Here is a 22,993-nt window from a genome sequence, read left to right as displayed (position 1 = left end):
GATTTACGCCGCTGATAGGGTTGTTTGTATACCAAGTTCAGCTACCTCAAAAGTCTGTAAAAAATTCTGGTTCTGAAATATTCAGGTTGGTTTTGTTGGTCAAATCAACCGGAGGCACCATGTTTTCTCCGCGTCCTGTTTCATTTCCTTTCTGAAGACTTTATTTTTATATTATTAAACCTTAGTAACTCGTCAGTCACTGCTAACAACCAACCTTATTAACCTTATTTTATGAAAATTGAATACGACAATCTATACACCCATTTCGTCTTCATCACTCAGAAACGTCAGCGCATTATTCACGAAGAAAACAGGGAAAGAATAGAGAAATATATAACCGGAATTGTCAATAATCATGCTTCCAAACTATATGCCATTTATGCGAATCCCGATCATATCCATTTTTTAGTATCCCGTTCCCATCAGTAGCTGAGGAGGAATTGGCTACAGCCGTCGCTGATAGTTCAGAAAAATTCATCAATCAAAATAAGTTGGTTACAGGCCGTTTCAAATGGCAGCAATCGGCCTCTGCCTTCTCCGTATCGAAGGCGGATGTTGACAAAGTGTGCCGATATATCCTGAACCAGCCAAGACATCACCGGAGGTATTCATTTGCGGAAGAATACGAGAAATTTATGAGGCACTACCAGGATGCCCTGAAGAATAAGGTCAATGAGGTTGGGGACAGATAGAGACCGACGGGTTACTAAGGTTTTAAAACCGAATAGAAGGTTGGTTTATGCCGCTACTGAGCCACTTTTTCATGAAAATCATTTTGACGTTGCTCCACTAAACATCCGAAAAACACACGTAACAATATCCCCTGAAGAATAAGGTTAATAAGGTTGGGGAGTGACGGAGGCCAACGGGTTACTAAGGTTTCAGAACCGGAAAGGAGGTTAATTATTCACCGCCAGGACTCTTTTCCTCAGCGGCCGCCCTTTACCGATTAGCGTATGCGCCATTTTAACTGATTTCCCGCTGCTCTTCGTCAGTCACCTTAGTCGCCTCACCTAAGTTCACCCTTTTTTAACCATGTATCATCGGCATCTCTCCGACAGTTGTCGGCTTCTCACCGGCGGCTTCCAGCGCTGGAAATCGTCGGTGAGATGATGGAACGCATTCGTGAGAAGATGAAAGGCTCTGGTGAGACAATGACCATCGCCGGTGAGATGATGGAAACCCCAGGTGCGACGATCGAAAGCGCTGGTGAGAAAGAGACAATAGCTGGTGAAATGATATTCGCCAAACATCAGATAAAACTGATAATCCGCATGATAGCATTAGCCGGATTGATATAGCAGTCGGTATCCAAAAGAGGAACAGCAACCGTGCCGAGAGCGACCCTGTTTCTATGGTCAAAGAAAGAAACCCGCCGCTATTTTTCGCGGTAACGCAAAGAGTAGCAGCCCCGGTATTAAACTTAACGAATAATTACCAATCGAAAGAGCAATACACTGGAAAAGTATCTGCAAATTGCGCCTTGGATTAAACCGTTTTATCCAAAGAATGTTATTAACCGGGTTAACCGGAAACGAACTTCGGTAGAATGAAGCAACCAAGGCTGTAACATTCGAATCATAACGATAACGAATAAGCGGACTCCGGAAATAATTCCGGATAACCGGTATAAAGAAGAAAGCAAGCATCGTGACGATACGCAATATAAGCACAATCTATAGCAAGATATTTATCACCCTGTTACTTCTCGCGCTGACAGGAGCTGCGCACGCGCAAACCACTGTTGTGAGCGGAACCATTACCGATGCCGGGACAAACGAACCGGTACCGTATGCCAACGTTGTGTTCAAAGGCACCACCATCGGGGCTATTTCGGATACGACCGGGCATTACCGGCTTTCGGCCAAACTGGACCTTTCCGTGATACAGGTATCGGCTGTTGGCTACCAGATGCAGGAAATTAAACTGAAGCCGGGCAGCCAGGTCGTCAACATTAGGCTGATAAGCGAAACCTACAACATTGACCAGATAGACGTCAAGCCCCCGGAAAACCCGGCGCATCCGCTGTTGCGAAAAATTATCGCCCGGAAGGATATGAACGACCCGAAGAAATTTCCCGATTACCAGTGCAAGGTGTACACCAAGATGGAAATCGACCTGAAAAATGTGAAGAAGCCGAAGAAAGGCTCCAAACTTTGGGACCAGTTTGCTTTTGTATTCGCCCATTTGGATACCCTGAAATCGGACGGAAAAACGTACCTGCCGGTATTTATGACTGAAACCTTTTCGGATTACTATCACCAGCACGACGATGCCGACCACGAACGCGTATTGGCGACCAAAGCCTCGGGAATGACCACGAGCATGATTACCGAATTCACCGGCAAGATGTACCAGGACTTCGATATTTACGCCAACTACCTCCACGTATCGGATATTGGACTGGTATCGCCGCTGAACAACCACGGGCTGTTGTTTTATGAGTATTATCTGCTCGACAGTACCGAGGTGCAAGGACACAAAGTGTACGAGGTATCCTTCAAACCCAAGCAGGTTCAGAGCCCCACCTTCACAGGAAAATTCTGGGTAGCCGATTCAACGTACGCCATTACCAAAGTGGCCTGGAAACTATCGAAGAAGGCGAATATCAACTTCGTGAATACGCTCGACATCGACAAAGAATTCCGCTACAGCGTTGGTCGGTGGCTACCACGAAAGGACATGATTTTTGCCGACATCAACCTGCAGAAGAATAAAGAAGCCAAGATGATTGGCATCATGGGGCGCAAAACTACCTTATACGATTCGTTGCAGTTTTCGCCACCGCCAAAGGAACTGCAAAAGATGAAACGGGAAATCAGCGTGGCCAGTGATGCTTTGGAAAAAGATTCAACTTTCTGGACTGAGAACCGCCCCGAAAAACTCAGCAAGAGCGAGTCGCAAATTTATTCCATGGTCGATTCCATTAAAAATGTGCCACTGTTCAAAACAGTAGCCGACTACATACATATGTTTTATTACGGCTACAAGGATTTGGGTACCGTGGAACTCGGCCCGTACTATTACATGTACAGCTACAACCAGGTGGAAGGCCAGCGTTTCCGGTTGGGCGGACGCACAACCATCGATTTCAGCAAAAACTGGCGATTTAACGGTTTTGGCGCTTACGGACTGAAGGATAAAGGTTTTAAATACGGCGGCGGCGCGGAGTACTTCTTCAAGAAAGATCCCGAACTTTCGCTGAATGCACAGTACGAACACGACTACCAGCTGCTGGGGAAAAGCAGTAACGCGTTTATGGAGGATAACATCATGACCTCGCTGCTGAGCAAAACGCCCACCACGCAGCTGAACATGATGAACCAGTTCAATTTCACGGTGACCAAGGAATGGCTGGGTGGCTGGAAAAACCAGTTGCAATACAGCTACAACAAGATGTACACGGGACCTTACGTGCCTTTCATAGCCCCGAACGGAAACACCATCAACCATATTGAATACGGAGAGCTTACGCTGAAAACGCGATATGCACCTGGCCAGCATTACATGCAGGATGATTTTGAGAAGATTTACCTCGATTCGAAAAAACCGATTTTCAACGTGAACCTGACGATGGGTCGGAAGGAACTGGGCGGTGATTACAATTACTACAAGGCTTACTTCGACATGTACGATAAACTTCCGATCAGTCCGTTCGGATATACCACGTATCTGCTACGCGCCGGGAAAACATGGGGAACCGTACCTTTCCCGCTACTGAAAATCCATGAAGGAAACGAAACGTACGCATACGATATTTACGCCTACAACCTGATGAACTACCAGGAGTTTGCCAGCGACCAGTGGGCCAGTTTGTCGCTGGAGCAACATTTCAATGGATTCTTCCTGAACAAAATTCCGCTGATGCGGAAGTTAAAATGGCGTACGGTAGCTGGATTAAAGGTGCTGGAAGGCAGCCTCAACAACAACACGCAAAACGAGATGCAGCTACTCCCCGGCATGACCGGCCTCGGTAAAAAGCCATACATGGAAACGTCGGTGGGAGTTGAGAATATCTTAAAACTCCTGCGCGTGGATGCCGTTTGGCGGTTAAATTACCACAACCCGGATGTCACGAATTTGGGAATATTCTTCTCGTTGCAGTTCTCGTTGTAATTTCTGTTGTTCGGTTTCAATATTTCAGGTTAGGCATTCGCTGTTTCTGTTGTTTCTATCGTTAATTTCGTTTCTGTTGTTGCGCGTTGATAAATGTCTCTGCCATTGCGGTCGGAAGAACATTCGTTTTTCAATCATGACCACCGCTCGACCGCGTTCAATAACATTCAACATTCCACCCCGGGGCGTTGCCACCGGGCTGAATTAAACCGGGATTTCAGCCCGCGACATGTTTCTCGTCATCCATCCAAATTATAGTAATAGGCCAGATTCGAAATCTAATTCATCATCTTGTCCCGAGACTTCGAGACAACATCCATAATTCCCAATGACCACTGTCGGGGTTTTCAACCACCGACAGGGAATTTGGCAGAAACAAAAACGGGCCATCCGAAATGGACAGCCCGCTGACAATATATTTACAAGGTGATTATTCCCATTCGATGGTGGCCGGCGGTTTGGAGCTGATATCGTAAACCACGCGGTTAATACCCCGCACTTTGTTAATGATATCGTTGGAAACTTTGGCCAGGAAATCGTACGGAAGGTGTACCCAGTCGGCCGTCATACCGTCGGTAGAGGCAACTGCCCGCAACGCAACCACATTTTCATACGTCCGTTCATCGCCCATCACACCGACCGATTGTACCGGCAGCAACATCACACCAGCCTGCCATACATCATCGTACAGGCCCCACTCTTTCATGGTATTGATGAAAATGGCGTCGGCTTCCTGAAGGATGCGAACCTTTTCCGGTGTAATATCGCTGAGGATTCGGATACCCAGTCCCGGTCCCGGGAAAGGATGACGTCCCAGCAACGAAGCTTTGATGTCGAGCGCTTTTCCTACGCGCCGAACTTCGTCTTTGAAAAGTAACTTCAGCGGCTCCACCACTTTCAGGTGCATCTTCTCGGGCAGTCCGCCCACGTTATGGTGCGACTTGATGGTTGCCGAAGGACCGTTCACCGAAACCGATTCAATGACATCGGGATAAATGGTTCCCTGAGCCAGCCACTTCACATCCTGTATCTTGTGTGCTTCCACATCGAACACTTCGATGAAATCGCGGCCGATGATTTTGCGCTTTTGCTCCGGCTCGGTCACGCCCTTCAGGTCGTTCCAGAATTTTTCCTTCGCATCCACACCAATCACATTCAGGCCCATGTCCTTGTATGAATCGAGCACATCTTCAAATTCGTTTTTCCGCAACAACCCGTTGTCCACGAAAATGCAGGTCAGATTCTTCCCGATAGCTTTGTGCAGGAGCACACCGGCCACACTTGAATCGACACCGCCGGATAATCCCAGCACCACTTTGTCGTTGCCGAGCTGGTCGCGCAACTCCTTCACCGTGGTTTCTACAAACGATGCAGGCGTCCAATCCTGTTTACAGCCACAGATGTCCACCACGTAGTTCTTCAGCAACTCACGACCTTCGGTGGTGTGATATACTTCGGGGTGGAACTGGATGGCGTACGTGGTTTCGCCTTCGATTTTGTACGCTGCGTTTTGCACATCTGACGTAGAGGCAATCACTTTATAATTCTCCGGCATCTGCACGATGGTATCGCCATGCGACATCCAAACCTGTGTATCCAGGTTGATTCCCTTAAACAAATCATTGCTCTGGTCGATGTATTTCAAATTGGCACGGCCGTACTCGCGACTGTCGGAAGGAGCCACTTCTCCGCCAAAGAAATGCGCCATGTACTGCGCACCGTAGCAAACGCCCAAGAGCGGCATCTTTCCTTTTATCTCGTCCAGATCGATACGCGGCGCCAGCTCATCACGAACAGAGAACGGGCTTCCCGAAAGGATGACACCTTTCACTGACTCATCGATTTCAGGAAAATGATTGAAGGGATGAATTTCACAATAGACATTCAGTTCGCGAACACGCCGCCCGATAAGCTGGGTGTATTGGGAACCAAAGTCGAGAATTAAAATTTTCTCCTGCATGGTGTGGAATTAAGTGGGTTGTGAATTTTGCGGCAAAGATATGGATATTTTACCGATGCGGAAAAAGAGGGGGAACTCCGAAAAAAATCTTTGCAATTATTTCACACGCCCCTCCATTTTGAAGCTACTTCAGCCTGAATACCGGCCATTTTCGCATCTTCACGAAAGTGAACAAAAATAAGAAAGGTCCTCCGGCAGTAACCGAAGAACCTTTCATGAAAATCTATGTAAAATAACTAAAATTAAAAAGCAGCGCCTGCAGCGGCACCAACCACCAAGCCAACAAAGACCAGCACATACAGTCCGATGATGATAATGGTCATGATGCCCAGAAATTTGAACGTCCGGCGAAGATTCGATAAAGCTTCAGTCAGGACTCCCTCATCGTTTCCCAATAAAGCGGTACGGGTTTCGGTGGAAAACTTGTACAGAAACCAGCTGGGAACGAAATAAACTCCTCCCAGGATAATATAGATGGCAGACAACCAGGCCGCAGGGAATTTAGCCATTTCGCTACCACCCAATTGACTCAATGACGACATAACCGTCCCCATAAACAAGCCGGCCACAACGATTAGTGCAGTACCTACAAAACCAATGATGGCCAGAAACTGAGCCCACTTTGCTGTCTGCTTAATGTGGTGCAACGCTACTTCGGACAAAGTGATGCCCTTGTTTTCTATCAATTCCATAAAAATATTTGATTGAGGTTAAACAATATGAATGATTACAATTTTCGTATCCAGATATTCCGGTAACTCACCGGATTGCCGTGGTCCTGCAAAATCAACGAACCATTGCCGTGCGCCTTGTACTCCGGAATACCAATGTACTCTGTCGGGCCAAGCAACTGAACGTTGTTTTGCACCAGCACGCCATTTTGCAAAACGGTAAAACGTGCAGGCGTAAATAAGGTTCCGTCCTCCTTAAAACGCGGGGCCGTGTAAATGATGTCATACGTTTGCCACTCGCCCGGCTTTTTGCAAACATTCACCAACGGAGCATATTGCTTGTAAATAGAACCAGCCTGTCCATTGCGGTACGTGCGGTTGTTATAATTATCAAGCACCTGAAGTTCGTAACGCTCCTGCAGAAAGATGCCCGAGTTTCCACGCCCCTGGCTTTTGCCAATTACCTCCGCCGGTGTCCTCCACTCGATGTGCAACTGAACATCGCCGAATTTTTCTTTGGTTTGAATCACGCCCGTTCCACGCGCCACGGTCACACATCCGTCAGCAACGTTCCATTTGGGAGCATTGCCATCCCGCCCTACCCAATTGGCAGTCAAGCTACCGGGCGTTCCGTCAAATAAAACAGTAGCGTCGGAAGGTGCATCGGAGGGTTGAGCTCCCGGTGTTACCACGGTTACTTCCGGATCCCAGAATTCGGTCATCTCGGGTTTCATTTTCATCGGCTCCTGGGCCAGCACCTGCGACACACAGAACAGGCCCACAGTCAGCGCTATCAGGTTAGTTGTTTTCATGAGTTGATTATTTAGTTTATTAAAAGAGTATGGTCTTCCGAATAGACTGAGAAGACGCATTTTGATTAGGTTATTCTATAGGTAAACTGTGTTTACTTAACGTAAAAGTAAAAAAATATCGTGCACTTCGATTGCAAACTAGCTTTCTAAATAAGTTCCTCAACATTCATACTTTTTCGTCCCGGTATGTAATGAAATCCTTTTTCGGGATACTATTAAATAACCAAAGAATCAATCAACTATCAAACCCACAAACCTTTGAATATGCATACAGATCAATCTTCACCGTCCCAATCACCCGGCATTTGGAAACATGGGCTGAGTATTTTGCTCATGTCGGTTACCTTTATTGCGCTGGAGATATTGTGGACGCGCATCTTCTCCGCCGAGTTCTTTTACACGTTTGCTTTCCTCATTCTTTCGCTGGCCATTCTCGGACTGGGACTCGGCGGACTAAGCATTCGCTTTTTTAAAAAACTAAACAATCCTTCACTTATCTGGGTATATCTTACCCTTTCGGGAATACTGGCATTGATTGGTCCCATGCTGGTTTTGCGACTCGATTTGAACTTCACCCATCTGTTCTCGAGTGGCTGGATGCTGATGAAATTTATTCTAACCATCATTATCCTCAGTTCTTCCTTTTTCTGGGGAGGCATGGCCCTGACATTATTATTCAAGATCAACAACAAAAAGATATCGACACTTTACATGGCCGATTTAATTGGAGCAGGCCTCGGAGTGGTCGTCGCTGTATTATTAATGAATACCATTCAAACACAGCGAACAACGCTGCTGATATGTCTTCCGGTTTTCGTTGCCGCTTTGCTGCAGGCTCCCCAATGGTGGCGGACGGTTCCGGCGGTGCTCTCGCTGCTTGTTCTCTTTCTCCTTCCGGAAGCAAATACACTGATTCACAAAGAAAGGAAAGAACGTTTCCCGGTCATCTTTTCGCACTGGGATGCCATGGCGAACATCAAAGTAGCAAAGGCTGGTGACGACTTTTATTACTGTATCATCGATAATGCCGCACACGCACCGACGATTCATTTTGATGGCAACCTGGATAAGCCTGATTCTTTGAAACAGGTATCGGGTTATCCGCTCAAATACCTGATTGGGCGAACTGATTCCTGTACCTTTTTGTCGCTGGGTGCCGGCGGCGGAGCCGATGTGCTGAATGCGCTGTACGAAGGAGCGACAGAAATTCACGCTGTCGAAGTGGTTCCCTACCTGAACTACATGATGACGGATGGTTTTCTAAAAGATTTCACGGGAAACATGTACCACAACAAACGGGTGAAAGTGGTCACCGAAGATGGTCGCGCATATGTGCGGCAATTCCGGAACAAGTTCGACATCATCTACTCCGGAAGTACCAACACGTTTGCCGCACTGGCTTCCGGTTCGTTTGCCCTGGCCGAAAATTACCTGTTTACCCGCGAAGCTTTCGAAGATTACTACCGCGCCATGAGCGACAGCGGTATCATGCTACTCGACCATCAGTTTTACATTCCGCGTTTGGTGAACGACGCCATTGAAGCGATGAACAAGCTGAATGTTCCCAATCCGGCCAGTCATTTGGCTGTTTACGATTTTCCCGCCAGGGGACGAATGGTGATGCTAATGAGCAAACAGCCAATGAAGAAAGCGACATGGGAAAATGCGCTGTATAAGCTTTCGGCCGAGAACTATCCTCAATTCCGGATTGTCTATCCAAGTCCCGATTCCACCAAGAACAATCTTATTAACCAGATTGTGGAAAACGGCTGGAAGGCCGCACAACCAAACAGTGCAACGGATTTATCGCCATCAACGGATGACCGTCCCTTTGCTGCTCAAATGGGGATGTGGAAGAATTTCAAATTCTCAGAATTGCAAACGATTCAACCATGGGAATTCAAAGGATTTCCTTTGGCGAAACTGCTTATTACCATCATTCTGTTGGTCATTGGGTTGCTCATTATTCCAATCAACCTGATTCCCTTCCTGAAAAAGGGAGAAAAACTGAACGTGCGTGGCTGGCTCTATTTTTTCCTTATCGGGGTAGCATTCATGACCGTTGAAGTGATTTTGATACAAAAATACACGCTGTTCATCGGGTCCAACTCCTATGCCTTTATGACCATCCTTTTCTCGTTATTACTGGCTTCAGGAATCGGGAGTTTTTTCTCTTCCCGTTTTAGTTCAACCACACCTTTTTTAGGCATCATTGCCTGGATTATCCTGGATGTTTTGCTATTCGGATTTCTTACTGAAAAGCTGGTCCTGTTACCTATTTCCGGACGCATATTGGTTACCATGGTACTGATACTGCCGCTCGGTTTTTTCATGGGAATGCCTTTCCCGAAAGGAACGCTGCGGGTTGGCTCACTGGTTGACTGGGGATTTGCCGTCAATGGCGCCGCATCGGTATTGGGTTCAACAGCCATTATGTTGGTAGCATTTAACTTTGGCTACCAAATAGCTTTGGTAACCGGTGCCTTTGCCTATTTCCTGGCAATGTTAATCATCCGTTCCCAACGAGTTTGGGTAAAAGAATAAATTATTTTTTCATACAAAAAGAAACGGCCTCCCAATGAATGAGAGGCCGTTTTATTATTATCTGATTCAGGATCTACAAGCCCATGTCGGCCATCACCTTGTCGACTTTTTCATTCGCTTCGGCATCCAACTGATCGAATTGTTCGCGCGATTCCAACTTGCCTTTTACTTCGATGTAGAATTTGATTTTGGGTTCGGTACCGGAAGGCCGAACAGAAACTTTCGAACCATCTTCGGTGAAAAACTGAAGTACGTTCGATGTTTCTTTCTGATCGATATCGGTTTCCGAACCATCGAGCAGATTCTTCGTTTTCAGGGTACTGTAATCTTTCACAACAGCCACTTTGGAACCAGCCAGTTCTTTCGGCGGATTTTCACGGAAGTTGACCATCATCTGCTGGATTTCCTCCGCGCCGGCTTTTCCTTTACGCACCACATATTTCATGCGCTCTTTCGAGAAACCGTACTCGAGGTATATGTCCTGCAACAGTTCGTACAGCGATTTGCCACTGTCTTTTGCCCAGGCAGCAACCTCGGCCATCAGCGCGCAAGAAGAAACCGCATCCTTATCACGAACGAAGTCGGCCGGAAGGAATCCAAAACTTTCCTCACCACCTCCGATGTATTTCTTCACACCTTCGTTTTCACGAATAACGTCGGCAATGTATTTGAAACCGGTGTAGCAATCGTAATACTCCACATCGTTGCGACGGGCTATTTCGGCAACCAGTTCAGAAGTCACAATGGTTTTTACCACGAACTCATTCCCGACAAGGTCTCCTTTTTCTTTCCGTTTGGTGATGATGTAGTAGAGGAACAGCAACACGGTTTGGTTTCCGTTCACGATAAAGAACTCGCCTTTATCGTTTTTCACTGCCACACCAATACGGTCGGCGTCCGGGTCGGTAGCCATCACAATGTCGGCATCCACTTCTGCCGCTTTTTCCATCGCCAGTTTCATCGCAGCCGGTTCTTCCGGATTTGGAGAAACAACCGTTGGGAAATCACCACTGACCACATCCTGTTCGGGAATGTGAATCACATTCGTAAAGCCCATGCGACTAAGTGCCATCGGCACCAGTTTTACACCGGTTCCGTGAATGGGCGTATAAACGATTTTCAGGTCTTTCTGCCTCTTCACGACATCCGGCGAAAGCGAAACCGTTACTACTTTGCTAAGGAACTTTTCATCCATGTCAGCACCCATGCTGATGATATTCTCTTCACTTCCGTCAAAACGAATATCGTCTACTTTTACTTTTCCCACTTCCTTGATGATGTTCACATCGTGCGGAGAAACGACCTGCGAACCATCGTCCCAGTAGGCTTTGTAACCATTATATTCTTTCGGATTATGCGAGGCTGTCAGGATAATTCCACTCTGACAACCCAATTCGCGTATAGCGTATGAGAGCTCCGGAGTTGGACGCAAATCTTCGAAGAGATACACCTTGAAACCGTTCGCTGAGAAAATTTTTGCAGCCGTTTCGGCAAACAGGCGGCTGTTGTTGCGGCAATCGTGACCGATAGCCACCTTGATTTGCTCCAAATCCGCAAAAGCAATTTTCAGGTAATTGCTCAAACCCTGGGTTGCAGCTCCCACCGTATAAATGTTCATACGGTTCGAACCCGCTCCCATGATGCCGCGCAATCCGCCGGTACCAAATTCAAGGTCCCTGTAAAAAGCGTCGATTAACTCGGTATTATCATCATTTTCGAGCAAGCGTTTTATTTCCGCTTTTGTCTCTTCGTCGTAATTTCCGGTCAGCCATTCATTTGCTTTGGCTTTGACCATCTCCAGAACGTCATTTTGCTTCATCCGGATATTATTTAAGTTTTGTTATACACTCCTTCAGGCTCTCCCGCCAATGGGGAATTGACAGGCCGAAGGTTGATTTTATTTTCGTTTTGTTCAGAACAGAATAATGAGGACGTGGTGCTTTGGTTGGAAATTCTTCCGAACCTACCGGGAAGACTTTACAATCGATTCCTCCGTGCAATTCGTGAATCGCCAACGTGAAATCGTACCAACTGGCCACTCCTTCGTTTGAAAAGTGATAGATCCCGCGTTTAAAATCAGCCGGATCATTCATCAGTTTATCGGCTATCGCGATGACGGCTTTCGCCAGATCGCGGGCATAAGTAGGCGTTCCAATCTGATCGAAAACCACGTTCAGTTCGTCCCGTTCCTTACCCAGCCTGATCATCGTTTTCACGAAATTATTTCCAAACGACGAATACAACCACGATGTGCGAATCACCACACCTTTGATTCCGGCCAGGAGCAATTCACCTTCGCCTTCCATCTTTGTCCGTCCGTAAGCCGAAACCGGGTTCACCGGATCATTCTCCACGTAAGGTCGGAAATTTTTTCCGTCGAACACGTAATCGGTTGAAATATGAATAAAACGGGAACCAGACGCATGACAGGCATACGCCAGATTCCGGACAGCATCGCGATTGATAAGCCCGGCTTTCTCCGGTTCGTCCTCTGCTTTATCAACAGCGGTGTAGGCCGCACAGTTTACCACCAGCCCCGGATTTTCTTTGGAAAAATATTCTGCCAACGCATCCGGATTGGTAATATCCAGTTCATCTACATCGGTAAACAGGAACTGATGTTGCGGAGTTTCCTTGTCTAACTCTTTGAATTCACTTCCCAACTGACCGGAGGATCCGGTTATAAGAATCTTCATAATAATTACTTCTTTTCCGAAAGAAAATCGGAATCGCAAGATATCCTAAAACCTGCGACACATGAATCTCTCGGAATGATTGGCTACTCTATTTTAGATTTGATTATCAGCAAAGATAAAATTCATTTTTGCATCACGGAAGCGAGGGCTTTTTTTGTCTTTTTCCGAAACAATGAATTCCTGAGAGGGAATTTTCCAGTCAATATTGAGATCGGGGTCGTCCAACGCAATTCCTCTTTCCGATTCCGGATGATAAAACTCGTTGCATTTATAAGCCAGCACAGCGGTTTCGCTCAATACCGAAAATCCGTGGGCAAAACCTTCCGGTATGTACAGCTGCTTTTTATTTTCAGCGGAAAGTTCCACACCAAACCATTGTCCAAAAGTGGGCGAATCCTTCCGGATATCTACTGCCACATCAAAAACAGTTCCCTCGAGTACGCGAACCAGTTTCGCTTGTGCATGAGGAGCTAATTGATAATGCAATCCACGCACCACTCCTCTTACCGAACGTGATTCATTATCCTGAACAAATATTGTATCGATTCCCGCCTCGTGGTATTTTTGCTGATTGTAACTTTCATAAAAATATCCGCGCTCATCAAGGAAAATCTTCGGGTTTACAATCAACAATCCCGGCAGGTCCGTCTTTTCAATCTCCATAAATCAGTTAAAAAGGTGCATTTTTTTGATTGGCCAAACGCAACAGGTACTGGCCATATTGATTTTTCTTCAAAGGTTCAGCCAATGCGAGCAACTCTTCGCGACTGATCCAACCTTTGTTGTAAGCAATCTCCTCGAGACAGGCCACTTTCAATCCCTGGCGTTGCTCAATGGTGGCGATAAAATTCGATGCCTGAATCAGACTCTCGTGCGTTCCGGTATCGAGCCAGGCCATGCCTCGTCCCAACAGCTTCACACGCAATTTGCCTTCATCAAGGTACAAACGATTCAAATCTGTAATTTCCAGTTCGCCCCGCTCCGATGGTTTCAATGTTTTTGCTTTTTCCACCACATCGTTTGGATAGAAATAAAGTCCGGTCACTGCATAATTCGATTTAGGTTCGGACGGTTTTTCTTCCAGGCTAAGAACCTTACCATTCTCGGCAAATTCCACAACGCCATAACGCTCCGGATCGTTCACATAGTAACCGAAAACAACGGCTCCCGCCCGATATGCCGCAGCATCCTCGAGCATTTGACTAAACCCGTAACCGTGAAAAATATTGTCGCCCAAAATCAGGCAAACGTCATCTTTCCCAATGAATTCCTCACCAATAATAAACGCTTGTGCCAATCCGTCAGGCGAAGGCTGCTCGGCATACGAAATCTGCAGGCCCAGCTGACTACCGTCGTCCAGCAAATTTTGAAAATAATTTTTATCGGATGGTGTGGTAATGATGAGCACCTCCCTGATGCCAGCCAGCATCAAAACCGACAACGGATAATACACCATCGGTTTATCGTAGATGGGCAGCAACTGCTTCGAAATGCTTTTAGTAATTGGATACAGACGTGTGCCTGAACCGCCTGCCAGGATAATTCCCTTCATATACTTTCTTTGTTTTCGGTCTGGTAATAATTGTCGGATTATTTCCAGCAATAGCTGAATATCAATATCATCTTTGCCAATGATAAATTCCGACAGGCTAAAGGTACGAGTATTTGAAAAAGATCACAGGAAGAGTATTCTGAAACATATTGTTCAGCCCGAAAATCACTATTTCAACTCACCGTGCCGGAGCATTTCCTCGAAATAGGCAACGGTATTTTCCAAGCCTTCCCGCAGCTGAATCGTTGGTTCCCAGCCATTCAGTTTTTCTTTCGCCAGTGAAATGTCGGGTTGTCGTTGCTCCGGGTCATCCTGCTGGACCGGAAGATGAATGATTTTTGAAGATGAGCCGGTGATATTCAGAATTTCCTGAGCCAGTTCGAGCATCGAAAATTCGTTTGGATTTCCAACGTTTACCGGACCGATAAAATCATCGGGCGTATTCATCATCCGAATCATTCCTTCAATCAGATCATCCACATACTGAAAGCTCCGGGTCTGATGTCCGTCGCCGTAAACCGTAATATCTTTTCCGGTTAATGCCTGAACAATAAAATTGGAAACGACGCGGCCGTCATGCGGATTCATGTGCGGCCCGTAGGTATTGAAAATGCGAATGATTTTAATGCGAACATCATTCTGCAAATGGTAATTCATCATCAGCGACTCAGCACAACGCTTACCCTCGTCGTAACACGAGCGCGGTCCAATGGGATTTACGTTACCCCAGTAATCTTCTGTTTGCGGATGAATTTGCGGATCGCCATACACTTCGCTGGTAGAGGCCTGCAAAATCTTCGCTTTAATACGTTTGGCCAAGCCGCACATATTGATGGCGCCCATCACCGAAGTTTTGATGGTTTTGATGGGATTCACCTGGTAATGAATCGGTGAAGCAGGGCAGGCCAAATTATAGATCTCATCCACTTCGATAAAATAAGGCATCGTCACATCGTGGCGAACCAGTTCGAAGTAAGGATTATCGAGCAAGGGAAGTACATTGCGTTTTGAGCCAGTGAAGTAGTTGTCGAGACAAATCACCTCGTTGCCTTCATCGAGCAGCCTGCTGCACAAGTGCGAACCGATGAAACCGGCTCCTCCGGTTACCAGAATTTTTTTCACAAAACCAACTGTTTTAGTAAACCATCACGTCAGCCACCTTGTTCCAGGTCTAAAAGAGATTGAAGCCAAGGCAGTCGCGGAGTAGCAAAGTTACAAAATAAAGATACATTACGTAAAGCGACGCATGACCAGGACACGAAAGGAAGACTACCGGATAATAATCTCATCAATATCGCTGCAAACCTCCGACTTTCAGTAAAAAAGAAACCCAAAGATTTGATTTGTTGGGTTTATGTTCTAATTTTGCGGCGCATTCAAAATAATGTCTAATTTATAAAAAGTTACAAGCTTAACATTACATGAGCGAAAACAAAGAAAATCTGGAACAAACCGAAGCAGTAAACCAGGCTGCTGAAGAAACTAAAGCCGAGAAGGTGGAAGTAAGCAAAGTTACCTCAAAAGAGGCTGACGAAGATTTCGACTGGGATGCCTTTGAAGGTACATCTCTGGAAGCCACTGGCGAGAAAAAAGATGAAATGACTGCTCTGTACAACGACACTCTTTCTGTATTACAGGAAAAAGAAGTTGTTGACGGAAAAGTAATTTCACTGAACAAAAGAGAAGTCGTTGTTGACATCGGCTACAAATCGGATGGTATCGTTTCACTGAACGAATTCCGCTACAACCCTGACCTGAAAGTGGGTGACACCGTAGAGGTATATGTTGAAAGCCTCGAAGATCAAAAAGGTCAGTTAGTACTCTCTCACAAAAAAGCCCGCGCACTGCGCAGCTGGGATCGCGTAAATGCCGCATTGGAAAAAGACGAAGTAATTACCGGTTACATCAAATGCCGCACCAAAGGTGGTATGATTGTCGACGTATTCGGTATCGAAGCCTTCCTTCCCGGTTCGCAAATCGACGTGAAGCCCATCCGTGACTACGACATTTATGTTGGAAAAACCATGGAATTCAAAGTGGTTAAAATCAACCAGGAATTCCGTAACGTGGTTGTTTCTCACAAAGCACTTATCGAAGCTGAACTCGAGCAGCAGAAGAAAGAGATTATCTCGAAACTCGAGAAAGGTCAGGTTCTCGAAGGAACCGTCAAAAACATTACCTCTTACGGTGTATTCATCGACCTGGGTGGCGTAGACGGTTTGATTCACATTACCGACCTGAGCTGGGGCCGTGTTTCGCATCCGAGCGAAATCGTACAGCTCGATCAGAAAATCAACGTGGTTATTCTTGACTTCGATGATGACAAAAAACGTATTGCACTTGGTCTGAAACAGCTGACTCCACATCCGTGGGATAACCTTAGTGCCGAACTGAAAGTAGGCGATATCGTGAAAGGTAAAGTGGTTGTTCTGGCTGATTACGGAGCATTTGTTGAAATCGCTACCGGTGTTGAAGGTCTGATTCACGTATCAGAAATGAGTTGGTCACAGCACCTGCGTTCTGCACAGGACTTCCTGAAAGTAGGAGACGAAGTAGACGCTATGATTTTGACCCTCGACCGCGAAGAGCGCAAAATGTCTCTGGGTATCAAACAGCTGAAACCGGATCCATGGGAGAAAATCGACGAGAAATATTCTGTTGGTTCGCAGCACACCGCACGCGTTCGCAACTTCACCAACTTTGGTGTATTTGTTGAAATCGAAGAAGGTGTTGACGGTCTGATCCACATCAGCGACCTGAGCTGGACCAAGAAAATCAAACATCCGTCAGAATTTACTTCTATCGGCGCCGACATCGAAGTTGTCGTTCTCGATATCGACAAAGACAACCGTCGTTTGAGCCTTGGACACAAGCAACTGGAAGAAAACCCATGGGATGTATTCGAAACCATCTTCACGGTTGATTCTATCCACGAAGGTACCGTTATCGATATCTTCGACAAAGGAGCGGTTATTTCACTGCCTTACGGTGTTGAAGGTTTCGCTACTCCTCGTCATCTGGTAAAAGAAGACGGTTCGCAGGTGAAACTCGACGAAAAACTGGAATTCAAAGTAATCGAGTTCTCCAAATCAGCTAAGCGCATCATCCTGTCACACTCGCGTGTATACGAAGATGTGAAGAAAGCTGAAGATAACGCCAAGAAGAAAACTGCTACCAAGCAGGCTCAGAAGGGTATGAAAAATGTCAAAGACAACCTGGAGAAAACAACCCTTGGTGATATCAGCGAACTGGCTGCACTGAAAACTCAGATGGAGAAAGACGAAAAAAAAGACAATGATTAAGAAATTGTAATTCATCATAATTTCTTATCTTGCATCTATGAACTTTGGTACGCAGAATAAAGAAGGCTACACCGTTATACAGGTGCACAACGAAAGACTCGATAGTCTTATCGCTCCCGATTTAAAATCGGAACTGGTATTGGCAACGGAAAATGGACAAAAGAACATCGTCCTCGATATCAGTGAGTGTACATATTGCGACTCTTCGGGTCTGAGCGCCCTGTTAGTAGGCAACCGGCTTTGTGAAAATGTATCGGGACAATTTGTCTTATGCGGATTGACACCGATGGTTGACAAGCTGATAAAACTGGCAATGCTCGACACGGTTCTGACCATCACAACCGATGAGAAGGAAGCCAGTAAACTGCTCAAGAAAGATGCATAAGTCTTTTCAGATATAAAGAATAAGCCCGGTTTGAACAAGCCGGGCTTTCTTTTTATATTTGGTCAAATACCATTTTATGATTCCGTTTACCGTTACCATTCTCGGAAGCAGTTCGGCCCTCCCTACGTCCAGGCGTTTCCCTACATCTCAGGTTGTTACTCTGAACAATCAGCCGTACCTGATAGACTGCGGCGAAGGCACACAGATTCAGCTCCGGAAATACAAAGCCAGAATCGGAAAGCTTAACCAAATTTTCATTTCACACCTTCATGGCGATCACATTTTCGGGTTACCCGGATTACTTTCCACGATGTCGTTGCTTGGACGGAAAACAGATCTGCACATCTATGCGCATTCACCTTTACAGGAAATTCTCGACTGTCACACCGCTTTCTTTCGCAGCGAAATGGATTTCCGCGTTGTTTTTCATCCTCTTAACTTCAAACGCCCACAGGTAATCTTTGAGAACAAAAAGATTAAAGTCGAGTCATTCCCACTGAAGCATCGTGTTCCCTGTTGCGGCTTCCGCTTTAGCGAACAACCAAAACTTCCGCATCTCCGAAAGGATAAACTGGAGGAATTTGATATTCCGCTAAAGGAGCGGGTAAAAATTAAAGAAGGAAGTGATTTTACGCTTCCCGATGGACGAATCATTCCCCATAAAGAGTTAACCCTACCAGCGGGGAAACCACGCTCCTACGCGTTTTGTACCGACACAATTTATCACGAACCAGCTATTGACTCAATCCAGGGAGCCGATTTACTTTACCACGAAGCCACTTTCGCCAACGATATGGTAGATTGGGCTCACAAAACGTATCATTCCACGGCCGGCGAAGCAGCCACAATGGCACAAAAGGCAGCGGCAAAAAAACTTATTCTGGGGCACTTTTCCGCTCGTTACTACGATATTGAGCCCATTGTGAATGATGCAAGGAGCATTTTTCCGGAGACCTATGCAGCCGAAGATGGGGCAACATTTGAAATACTCTGAGCATTTTCTTTCATCAGAAATCTCTATTTTTAGAACCTTTAAAAATAAGCTCTGCCGAACAAGTCATAATGTTCCGGCTAATGCCGCCCATTCTGACCTGTTGCAGAGAAAACGATAATCAAATATAAACTTGCATGAAAAGAATAATTCTTTTAGCAGTTGTTTTGCTGGCTTCGGCCAATTTGTTTGCACAGGATCGCGACAAAGGCAAAATGATTGAAGTTCCCCAGGGGAAAGGCTATTATTACCAAACCATCATGAAAGATGTGAATGCGGTAAACGACTCGCTGGTTAAAAAACCGCCTTACCATCGTTTCGAGATGGACCAGTCGGGAATGAAGCTTCCCAACAAAGTAGACCTTTACAAACGCTACTGGGCCAATCCACCGATTTCTCAGGGAAACACCGGTACCTGCTGGGACTTCTCTACCCTTTCATTTTACGAATCGGAAATTTACCGCACCACTGGTAAAAAAGTGAAGTTGTCGGAAATGTACATGGTATACTGGGAGTATGTAGCAAAAGCACGCCGTTATGTCGAAAAACGGGGCAACTCGCTATTCGACGAAGGTTCAGAAGGAAATGCAGATGCCCGCTTGGCAAAGCAGTACGGCTTGATGCCGGAATCGGCTTATACCGGCCTGATTGACGGTCACAAATTTCACTCACATGCCAAAATGTTCGCCGAGATGAAAAGCTACCTCGAATCGGTGAAGAAGAACAATGCGTGGAATGAAAAACAGGTGCTGGCAACCATCAAAGATATCATGAACCACTACATGGGCGTTCCTCCCACACATTTCATGGTCAATGGTAAAGATATGACCCCAACGGCATATATGAAGGACTACCTGAAATTCGATCCGAATGATTTCGTGGAAATACTTTCGTACAAGCAAAAGCCTTACTGGCAGAAAGTGGAATACGAAGTACCGGACAACTGGTGGCACAACAAAGATTACTATAATGTTCCGCTCGATGTCTTCATGAAAATCATCCACGACGCGATTCGCGAAGGTTATACCATGAGTATTGGCGGCGATGTTTCTGAGGCAGGATTCTCACGTGAAACACAATGTGCGATTGTACCCGATTTCGATATTCCGTCGGCATACATCAACGATGACGCCCGTGAATTCCGTTTTGCCAACGAAAGCACCACCGACGATCATGGTATGCACCTGGTCGGTTACCTCGCCAATTTTAATGGTGACGGCAAAGACTGGTACCTGATTAAAGATTCCAGCTCGGGCTCGCGCAATAACGACCCGAACGCACCGGAATTTGGCTACTATTTCTTCAGCCAGGATTACGTGAAGCTGAAAATGATGGGCTTTACCATCAACCGTGCAGCGGTAAAAGATATTTTAAAGAAATTCGACGATAAGAAATAAATCAAGGAACGGGAGCTTTTTTAAGTTCCCGTTTTTGTTTTCCAAGAAAACAAAAACGGTTGAAACCTTCTCCGCGACCAAAAATCTCCAAAACAGTCTGTGAAGCCCCGGATTTGTCCAGATTATGGCTAAACAATTTTGTTTAGCGTTCAATTTAACTCAAAATAACCCTAAACACGTTTGCTCACCGCCCTCCTAAATAGAATAAGGCCGAAACACATTCGCTCAGCCAGCATCTATAAAAAAAAACGTCTATAGCAATTTTGCCCGGCCACATTCTAATTAAAAGAAAACCCAAACATGATTGCTCAACGTTATTTTAGATAGAAAAATCCTAAAATATATTCGCCCAGGGTTAATTCCACACGAAGAATCCTTAAAACATGAATGCAACGAAAAAATCCGTTGTTTTATTCTCCAAAAAACTCTTTTCGGAAGTTAACCAGGTAAAGTCGTTCGGTTGGGCGAGTAAAAGCGGTGTACATCCAACGCAGGTATTCGCGATCGATCATCTCTTCGGTAAGATAACCGTGATCGACAAAAACGGCCTTCCACTGCCCGCCCTGCGCTTTGTGACAGGTTACCGCATACGCAAACTTCACCTGTAACGCATTGAAATACTCATTCTCCCGAATCTTTTCCCACCGTTGCCGCTTATTCCGGATGTCTAAATAATCTTGCGCAACCCCTTCAAACAACTTCTTATTTTCAGCCGATGTAAACGACGCTCCGTCGTGCATTAACGTATCCAGAAAAATTTTGCAATCAATTTCCACGTCTTTGTAATCAATAAACCGCAGTGTTACGTTCGCAAAGCGGAAGCCATACAATTCCTCATATTTTCGTATCCGGATGATTTCAGCAATATCGCCGTTGGCAATAAAATCCAGTTCTTCAATCTCCTTTGCCCAGTAATAATTGTTCTTTACCACCATCAGCAAATCCCCGGTAGAAAGCTCTTCTTCACGGTAAAGAACGGTTCGGCGGATGCCTTCGTTAAACTTGTTGGCCCGTTTGTTGGAGCGGGTAACAATCATGGTTTCTTCCATTCCGTATTTACCATAACACGAAGAAATTTCCTCTATCAGTTCATCCCCACTCAACCGGATAATATCGTCGAATCCTTCCGTTTCAATGGACCAGAATCCATATTCATCGTCCTGGTCCAGCTGATTCCTGATTTTCGTAGCGTTGTGAAGAATTCCGGAATCGGCCTCCTGTCTCACCACATCGGAAAGCTCACTCATCAACACTTCCAGATTGTAATATTCAAGCTCTTGCGAATAAAGTGCCGGACTCATATCCAATCCCACCGGAGGCAACTGCGCCACATCGCCCACCAGAATTAACCGGCAATTTTTACCTGAATACACATACTCTACCAAATCGTCAAGCAGATGGCCTGAACCGAAAATCGAATTCTCCTGCCCCAGATTGGAAATCATCGAAGCCTCATCAACAATAAAAACAGTGTCTTTGTGAAGATTTCGGTCCAGCAAAAAACGTCCGGTACCATCAGTAGTCGATTGTTGACGGTATATTTTTTTATGGATCGTTAATGCTGTTGTGTGCGCGTAATGTGACAGTACTTTTGCAGCTCTTCCGGTAGGTGCCAATAGCACGGTACGAATCTTCATTCCGCCCAAAACCTTTACCAACGCGCTGACAACAGAAGTCTTTCCGGTACCCGCGTAACCCTTTAGCAGGAAAACCAGATCGGCATGCGGCGAAGTAATGTAACCGGAAAGCAGATCAATCATTTTCCGCTGGCTTTCAGTTGGTTCAAAACCTAATACTTCGTATATTGAATTCTTAACGTGGTTTTTTAACATATCACAGAAATTAAGCCAGTTCCACGGCTCAAGATTTATTTTTTTTTTTAAATTTGCAGGCAAACCAACAAATTCATTCGGAAAAAAATGAAGAAAACATTACTACAAGTTGTTCTTATCATCTTAGCGATAGTGCTGACTTATTTGATTTACGATACTGTTCGCCGGCCGATTGATTTCAAGAAAGAGAAAGATAAACGCTATGCAGCAGTTGTAGATAAGCTGAAAGACATTCGTAAGGCAGAACTGGCTTACAAAGATGTGAATAATAAATTCACCGGCAGTTGGGATACGCTGCTCACATTTGTGAAACATGATTCATTGCCGTTGGTACGTAAAATTGGTTCGTTAACGGACTCGATGATTGACGCGGGCTGGACAGAAGACAAAGCATTGAGAGAAGGCAAAATCATCCGTGATACCGTAAAGGTTGCTGTATTGGATTCGGTTTTCGGAAAGAGTTATCCAATCGACAAATTACCGATTATTCCATACACCAATGGCAAAAAGTTCTTCCTGGGCGCCACTCGCGTAAAAACGGGTTCAGGTGTTGACGTTGCTGTTTTTGAAGCACGTGCACACAACAATATTATTCTGAATCAGTTGGAAAAAGAGTACGGACAGGAGATCATCAATCTGAATGAAAAAAGCAGGGTTGACGGAAAGTACCCCGGCTTAAAAGTTGGTTCACTTACCGAAGCAAACAACAATGCAGGAAACTGGGAATAATGTTTA

Annotated in this window: 18 protein-coding genes; 9 read left to right on the top strand and 9 right to left on the bottom strand. The window is 45.6% G+C overall.

All coding sequences use genetic code 11. The features are described 5' to 3' along the window. Positions 1-231 precede the first annotated feature (231 nt). From T426_RS25590 to T426_RS24035, 3 genes are all read left to right on the top strand, one after another. Entirely contained in the window at positions 232-429 is a 198-nt protein-coding gene (locus T426_RS25590; RefSeq protein WP_051539181.1) for a transposase, read from the top strand. Between the two features lie 680 nt (positions 430-1,109). Continuing rightward, positions 1,110-1,301: a hypothetical protein gene (locus T426_RS0116295; protein WP_027585972.1), complete on the top strand. Its 192-nt coding sequence runs from the start codon at positions 1,110-1,112 to the stop codon at positions 1,299-1,301. A 349-nt stretch (positions 1,302-1,650) separates the two neighbouring features. After that, positions 1,651-4,116, top strand: a complete 2,466-nt coding sequence (locus tag T426_RS24035) for a DUF5686 and carboxypeptidase-like regulatory domain-containing protein (RefSeq protein WP_025865924.1) — start codon at positions 1,651-1,653, stop codon at positions 4,114-4,116. Between the two features lie 430 nt (positions 4,117-4,546). Here the strand turns inward: T426_RS24035 and guaA are convergent, their stop codons facing one another. The 3 genes from guaA to T426_RS0116275 form a co-directional block, all read right to left on the bottom strand. Then, positions 4,547-6,076: a glutamine-hydrolyzing GMP synthase gene (gene guaA / locus T426_RS0116285; RefSeq protein WP_025865923.1), complete on the bottom strand. Its 1,530-nt coding sequence runs from the start codon at positions 6,074-6,076 to the stop codon at positions 4,547-4,549. Between the two features lie 242 nt (positions 6,077-6,318). Continuing rightward, entirely contained in the window at positions 6,319-6,768 is a 450-nt protein-coding gene (locus T426_RS0116280; protein ID WP_025865922.1) for a DUF5362 family protein, read from the bottom strand. A 35-nt stretch (positions 6,769-6,803) separates the two neighbouring features. After that, positions 6,804-7,559 (bottom strand): 3-keto-disaccharide hydrolase, encoded by a 756-nt coding sequence (locus T426_RS0116275; RefSeq protein ID WP_025865921.1) that lies wholly within the window; start codon positions 7,557-7,559, stop codon positions 6,804-6,806. Between the two features lie 264 nt (positions 7,560-7,823). Here T426_RS0116275 and T426_RS0116270 point away from each other — a divergent pair, with 264 nt between their 5' ends. After that, a complete protein-coding gene (locus tag T426_RS0116270) occupies positions 7,824-10,103 on the top strand; it encodes a spermine/spermidine synthase domain-containing protein (RefSeq protein ID WP_027585970.1) in 2,280 nt (759 codons plus the stop codon). A gap of 73 nt (positions 10,104-10,176) precedes the next feature. Here T426_RS0116270 and T426_RS0116265 read toward each other — a convergent pair whose 3' ends face one another. From T426_RS0116265 to T426_RS0116245, 5 genes are all read right to left on the bottom strand, one after another. Then, on the bottom strand, positions 10,177-11,922 hold the full coding sequence (locus T426_RS0116265) for a phospho-sugar mutase (protein ID WP_025865919.1): 1,746 nt from the start codon (positions 11,920-11,922) through the stop codon (positions 10,177-10,179). A 7-nt stretch (positions 11,923-11,929) separates the two neighbouring features. Beyond that, positions 11,930-12,799 (bottom strand): dTDP-4-dehydrorhamnose reductase, encoded by an 870-nt coding sequence (rfbD, locus tag T426_RS0116260; protein WP_025865918.1) that lies wholly within the window; start codon positions 12,797-12,799, stop codon positions 11,930-11,932. Between the two features lie 93 nt (positions 12,800-12,892). After that, positions 12,893-13,462, bottom strand: coding sequence for a dTDP-4-dehydrorhamnose 3,5-epimerase (gene rfbC / locus T426_RS0116255; protein ID WP_025865917.1), 570 nt, complete (start codon positions 13,460-13,462; stop codon positions 12,893-12,895). Positions 13,463-13,469: 7 nt separating this feature from the next. Beyond that, positions 13,470-14,351: a glucose-1-phosphate thymidylyltransferase RfbA gene (gene rfbA / locus T426_RS0116250; protein WP_025865916.1), complete on the bottom strand. Its 882-nt coding sequence runs from the start codon at positions 14,349-14,351 to the stop codon at positions 13,470-13,472. Positions 14,352-14,519: 168 nt separating this feature from the next. Next, entirely contained in the window at positions 14,520-15,473 is a 954-nt protein-coding gene (locus T426_RS0116245) for a UDP-glucuronic acid decarboxylase family protein (protein WP_025865915.1), read from the bottom strand. 299 nt (positions 15,474-15,772) lie between these two features. Between T426_RS0116245 and rpsA the strand changes: the two genes are divergently transcribed. The 4 genes from rpsA to T426_RS0116225 all read left to right on the top strand — a co-directional run bounded on the left by rpsA (position 15,773) and on the right by T426_RS0116225 (position 20,426). Continuing rightward, positions 15,773-17,653 carry a 30S ribosomal protein S1 gene (gene rpsA / locus T426_RS0116240; protein ID WP_025865914.1) on the top strand — a complete coding sequence of 627 codons (1,881 nt, stop codon included), beginning with the start codon at positions 15,773-15,775 and terminating at the stop codon, positions 17,651-17,653. Between the two features lie 37 nt (positions 17,654-17,690). Next, positions 17,691-18,038: an STAS domain-containing protein gene (locus tag T426_RS0116235; protein ID WP_025865913.1), complete on the top strand. Its 348-nt coding sequence runs from the start codon at positions 17,691-17,693 to the stop codon at positions 18,036-18,038. Between the two features lie 76 nt (positions 18,039-18,114). Next, complete coding sequence (locus tag T426_RS0116230) at positions 18,115-19,032, top strand: ribonuclease Z (protein ID WP_025865912.1); 918 nt, start codon at positions 18,115-18,117, stop codon at positions 19,030-19,032. Between the two features lie 134 nt (positions 19,033-19,166). Beyond that, a complete protein-coding gene (locus tag T426_RS0116225; RefSeq protein WP_025865910.1) occupies positions 19,167-20,426 on the top strand; it encodes a C1 family peptidase in 1,260 nt (419 codons plus the stop codon). 410 nt (positions 20,427-20,836) lie between these two features. Here T426_RS0116225 and T426_RS0116215 read toward each other — a convergent pair whose 3' ends face one another. Further along, positions 20,837-22,258 carry an ATP-dependent DNA helicase gene (locus tag T426_RS0116215; RefSeq protein WP_025865909.1) on the bottom strand — a complete coding sequence of 474 codons (1,422 nt, stop codon included), beginning with the start codon at positions 22,256-22,258 and terminating at the stop codon, positions 20,837-20,839. 87 nt (positions 22,259-22,345) lie between these two features. Between T426_RS0116215 and T426_RS0116210 the strand changes: the two genes are divergently transcribed. Then, positions 22,346-22,987, top strand: a complete 642-nt coding sequence (locus tag T426_RS0116210; RefSeq protein ID WP_025865908.1) for a hypothetical protein — start codon at positions 22,346-22,348, stop codon at positions 22,985-22,987. Positions 22,988-22,993 lie beyond the last annotated feature (6 nt).

This window comes from Prolixibacter bellariivorans ATCC BAA-1284 (assembly GCF_000621705.1).
Lineage (GTDB): Bacteria > Bacteroidota > Bacteroidia > Bacteroidales > Prolixibacteraceae > Prolixibacter > Prolixibacter bellariivorans.
The sequence above is the reverse complement of the archived record's forward strand: the minus strand, read 5'-3'. Positions and strand labels throughout refer to the sequence as shown.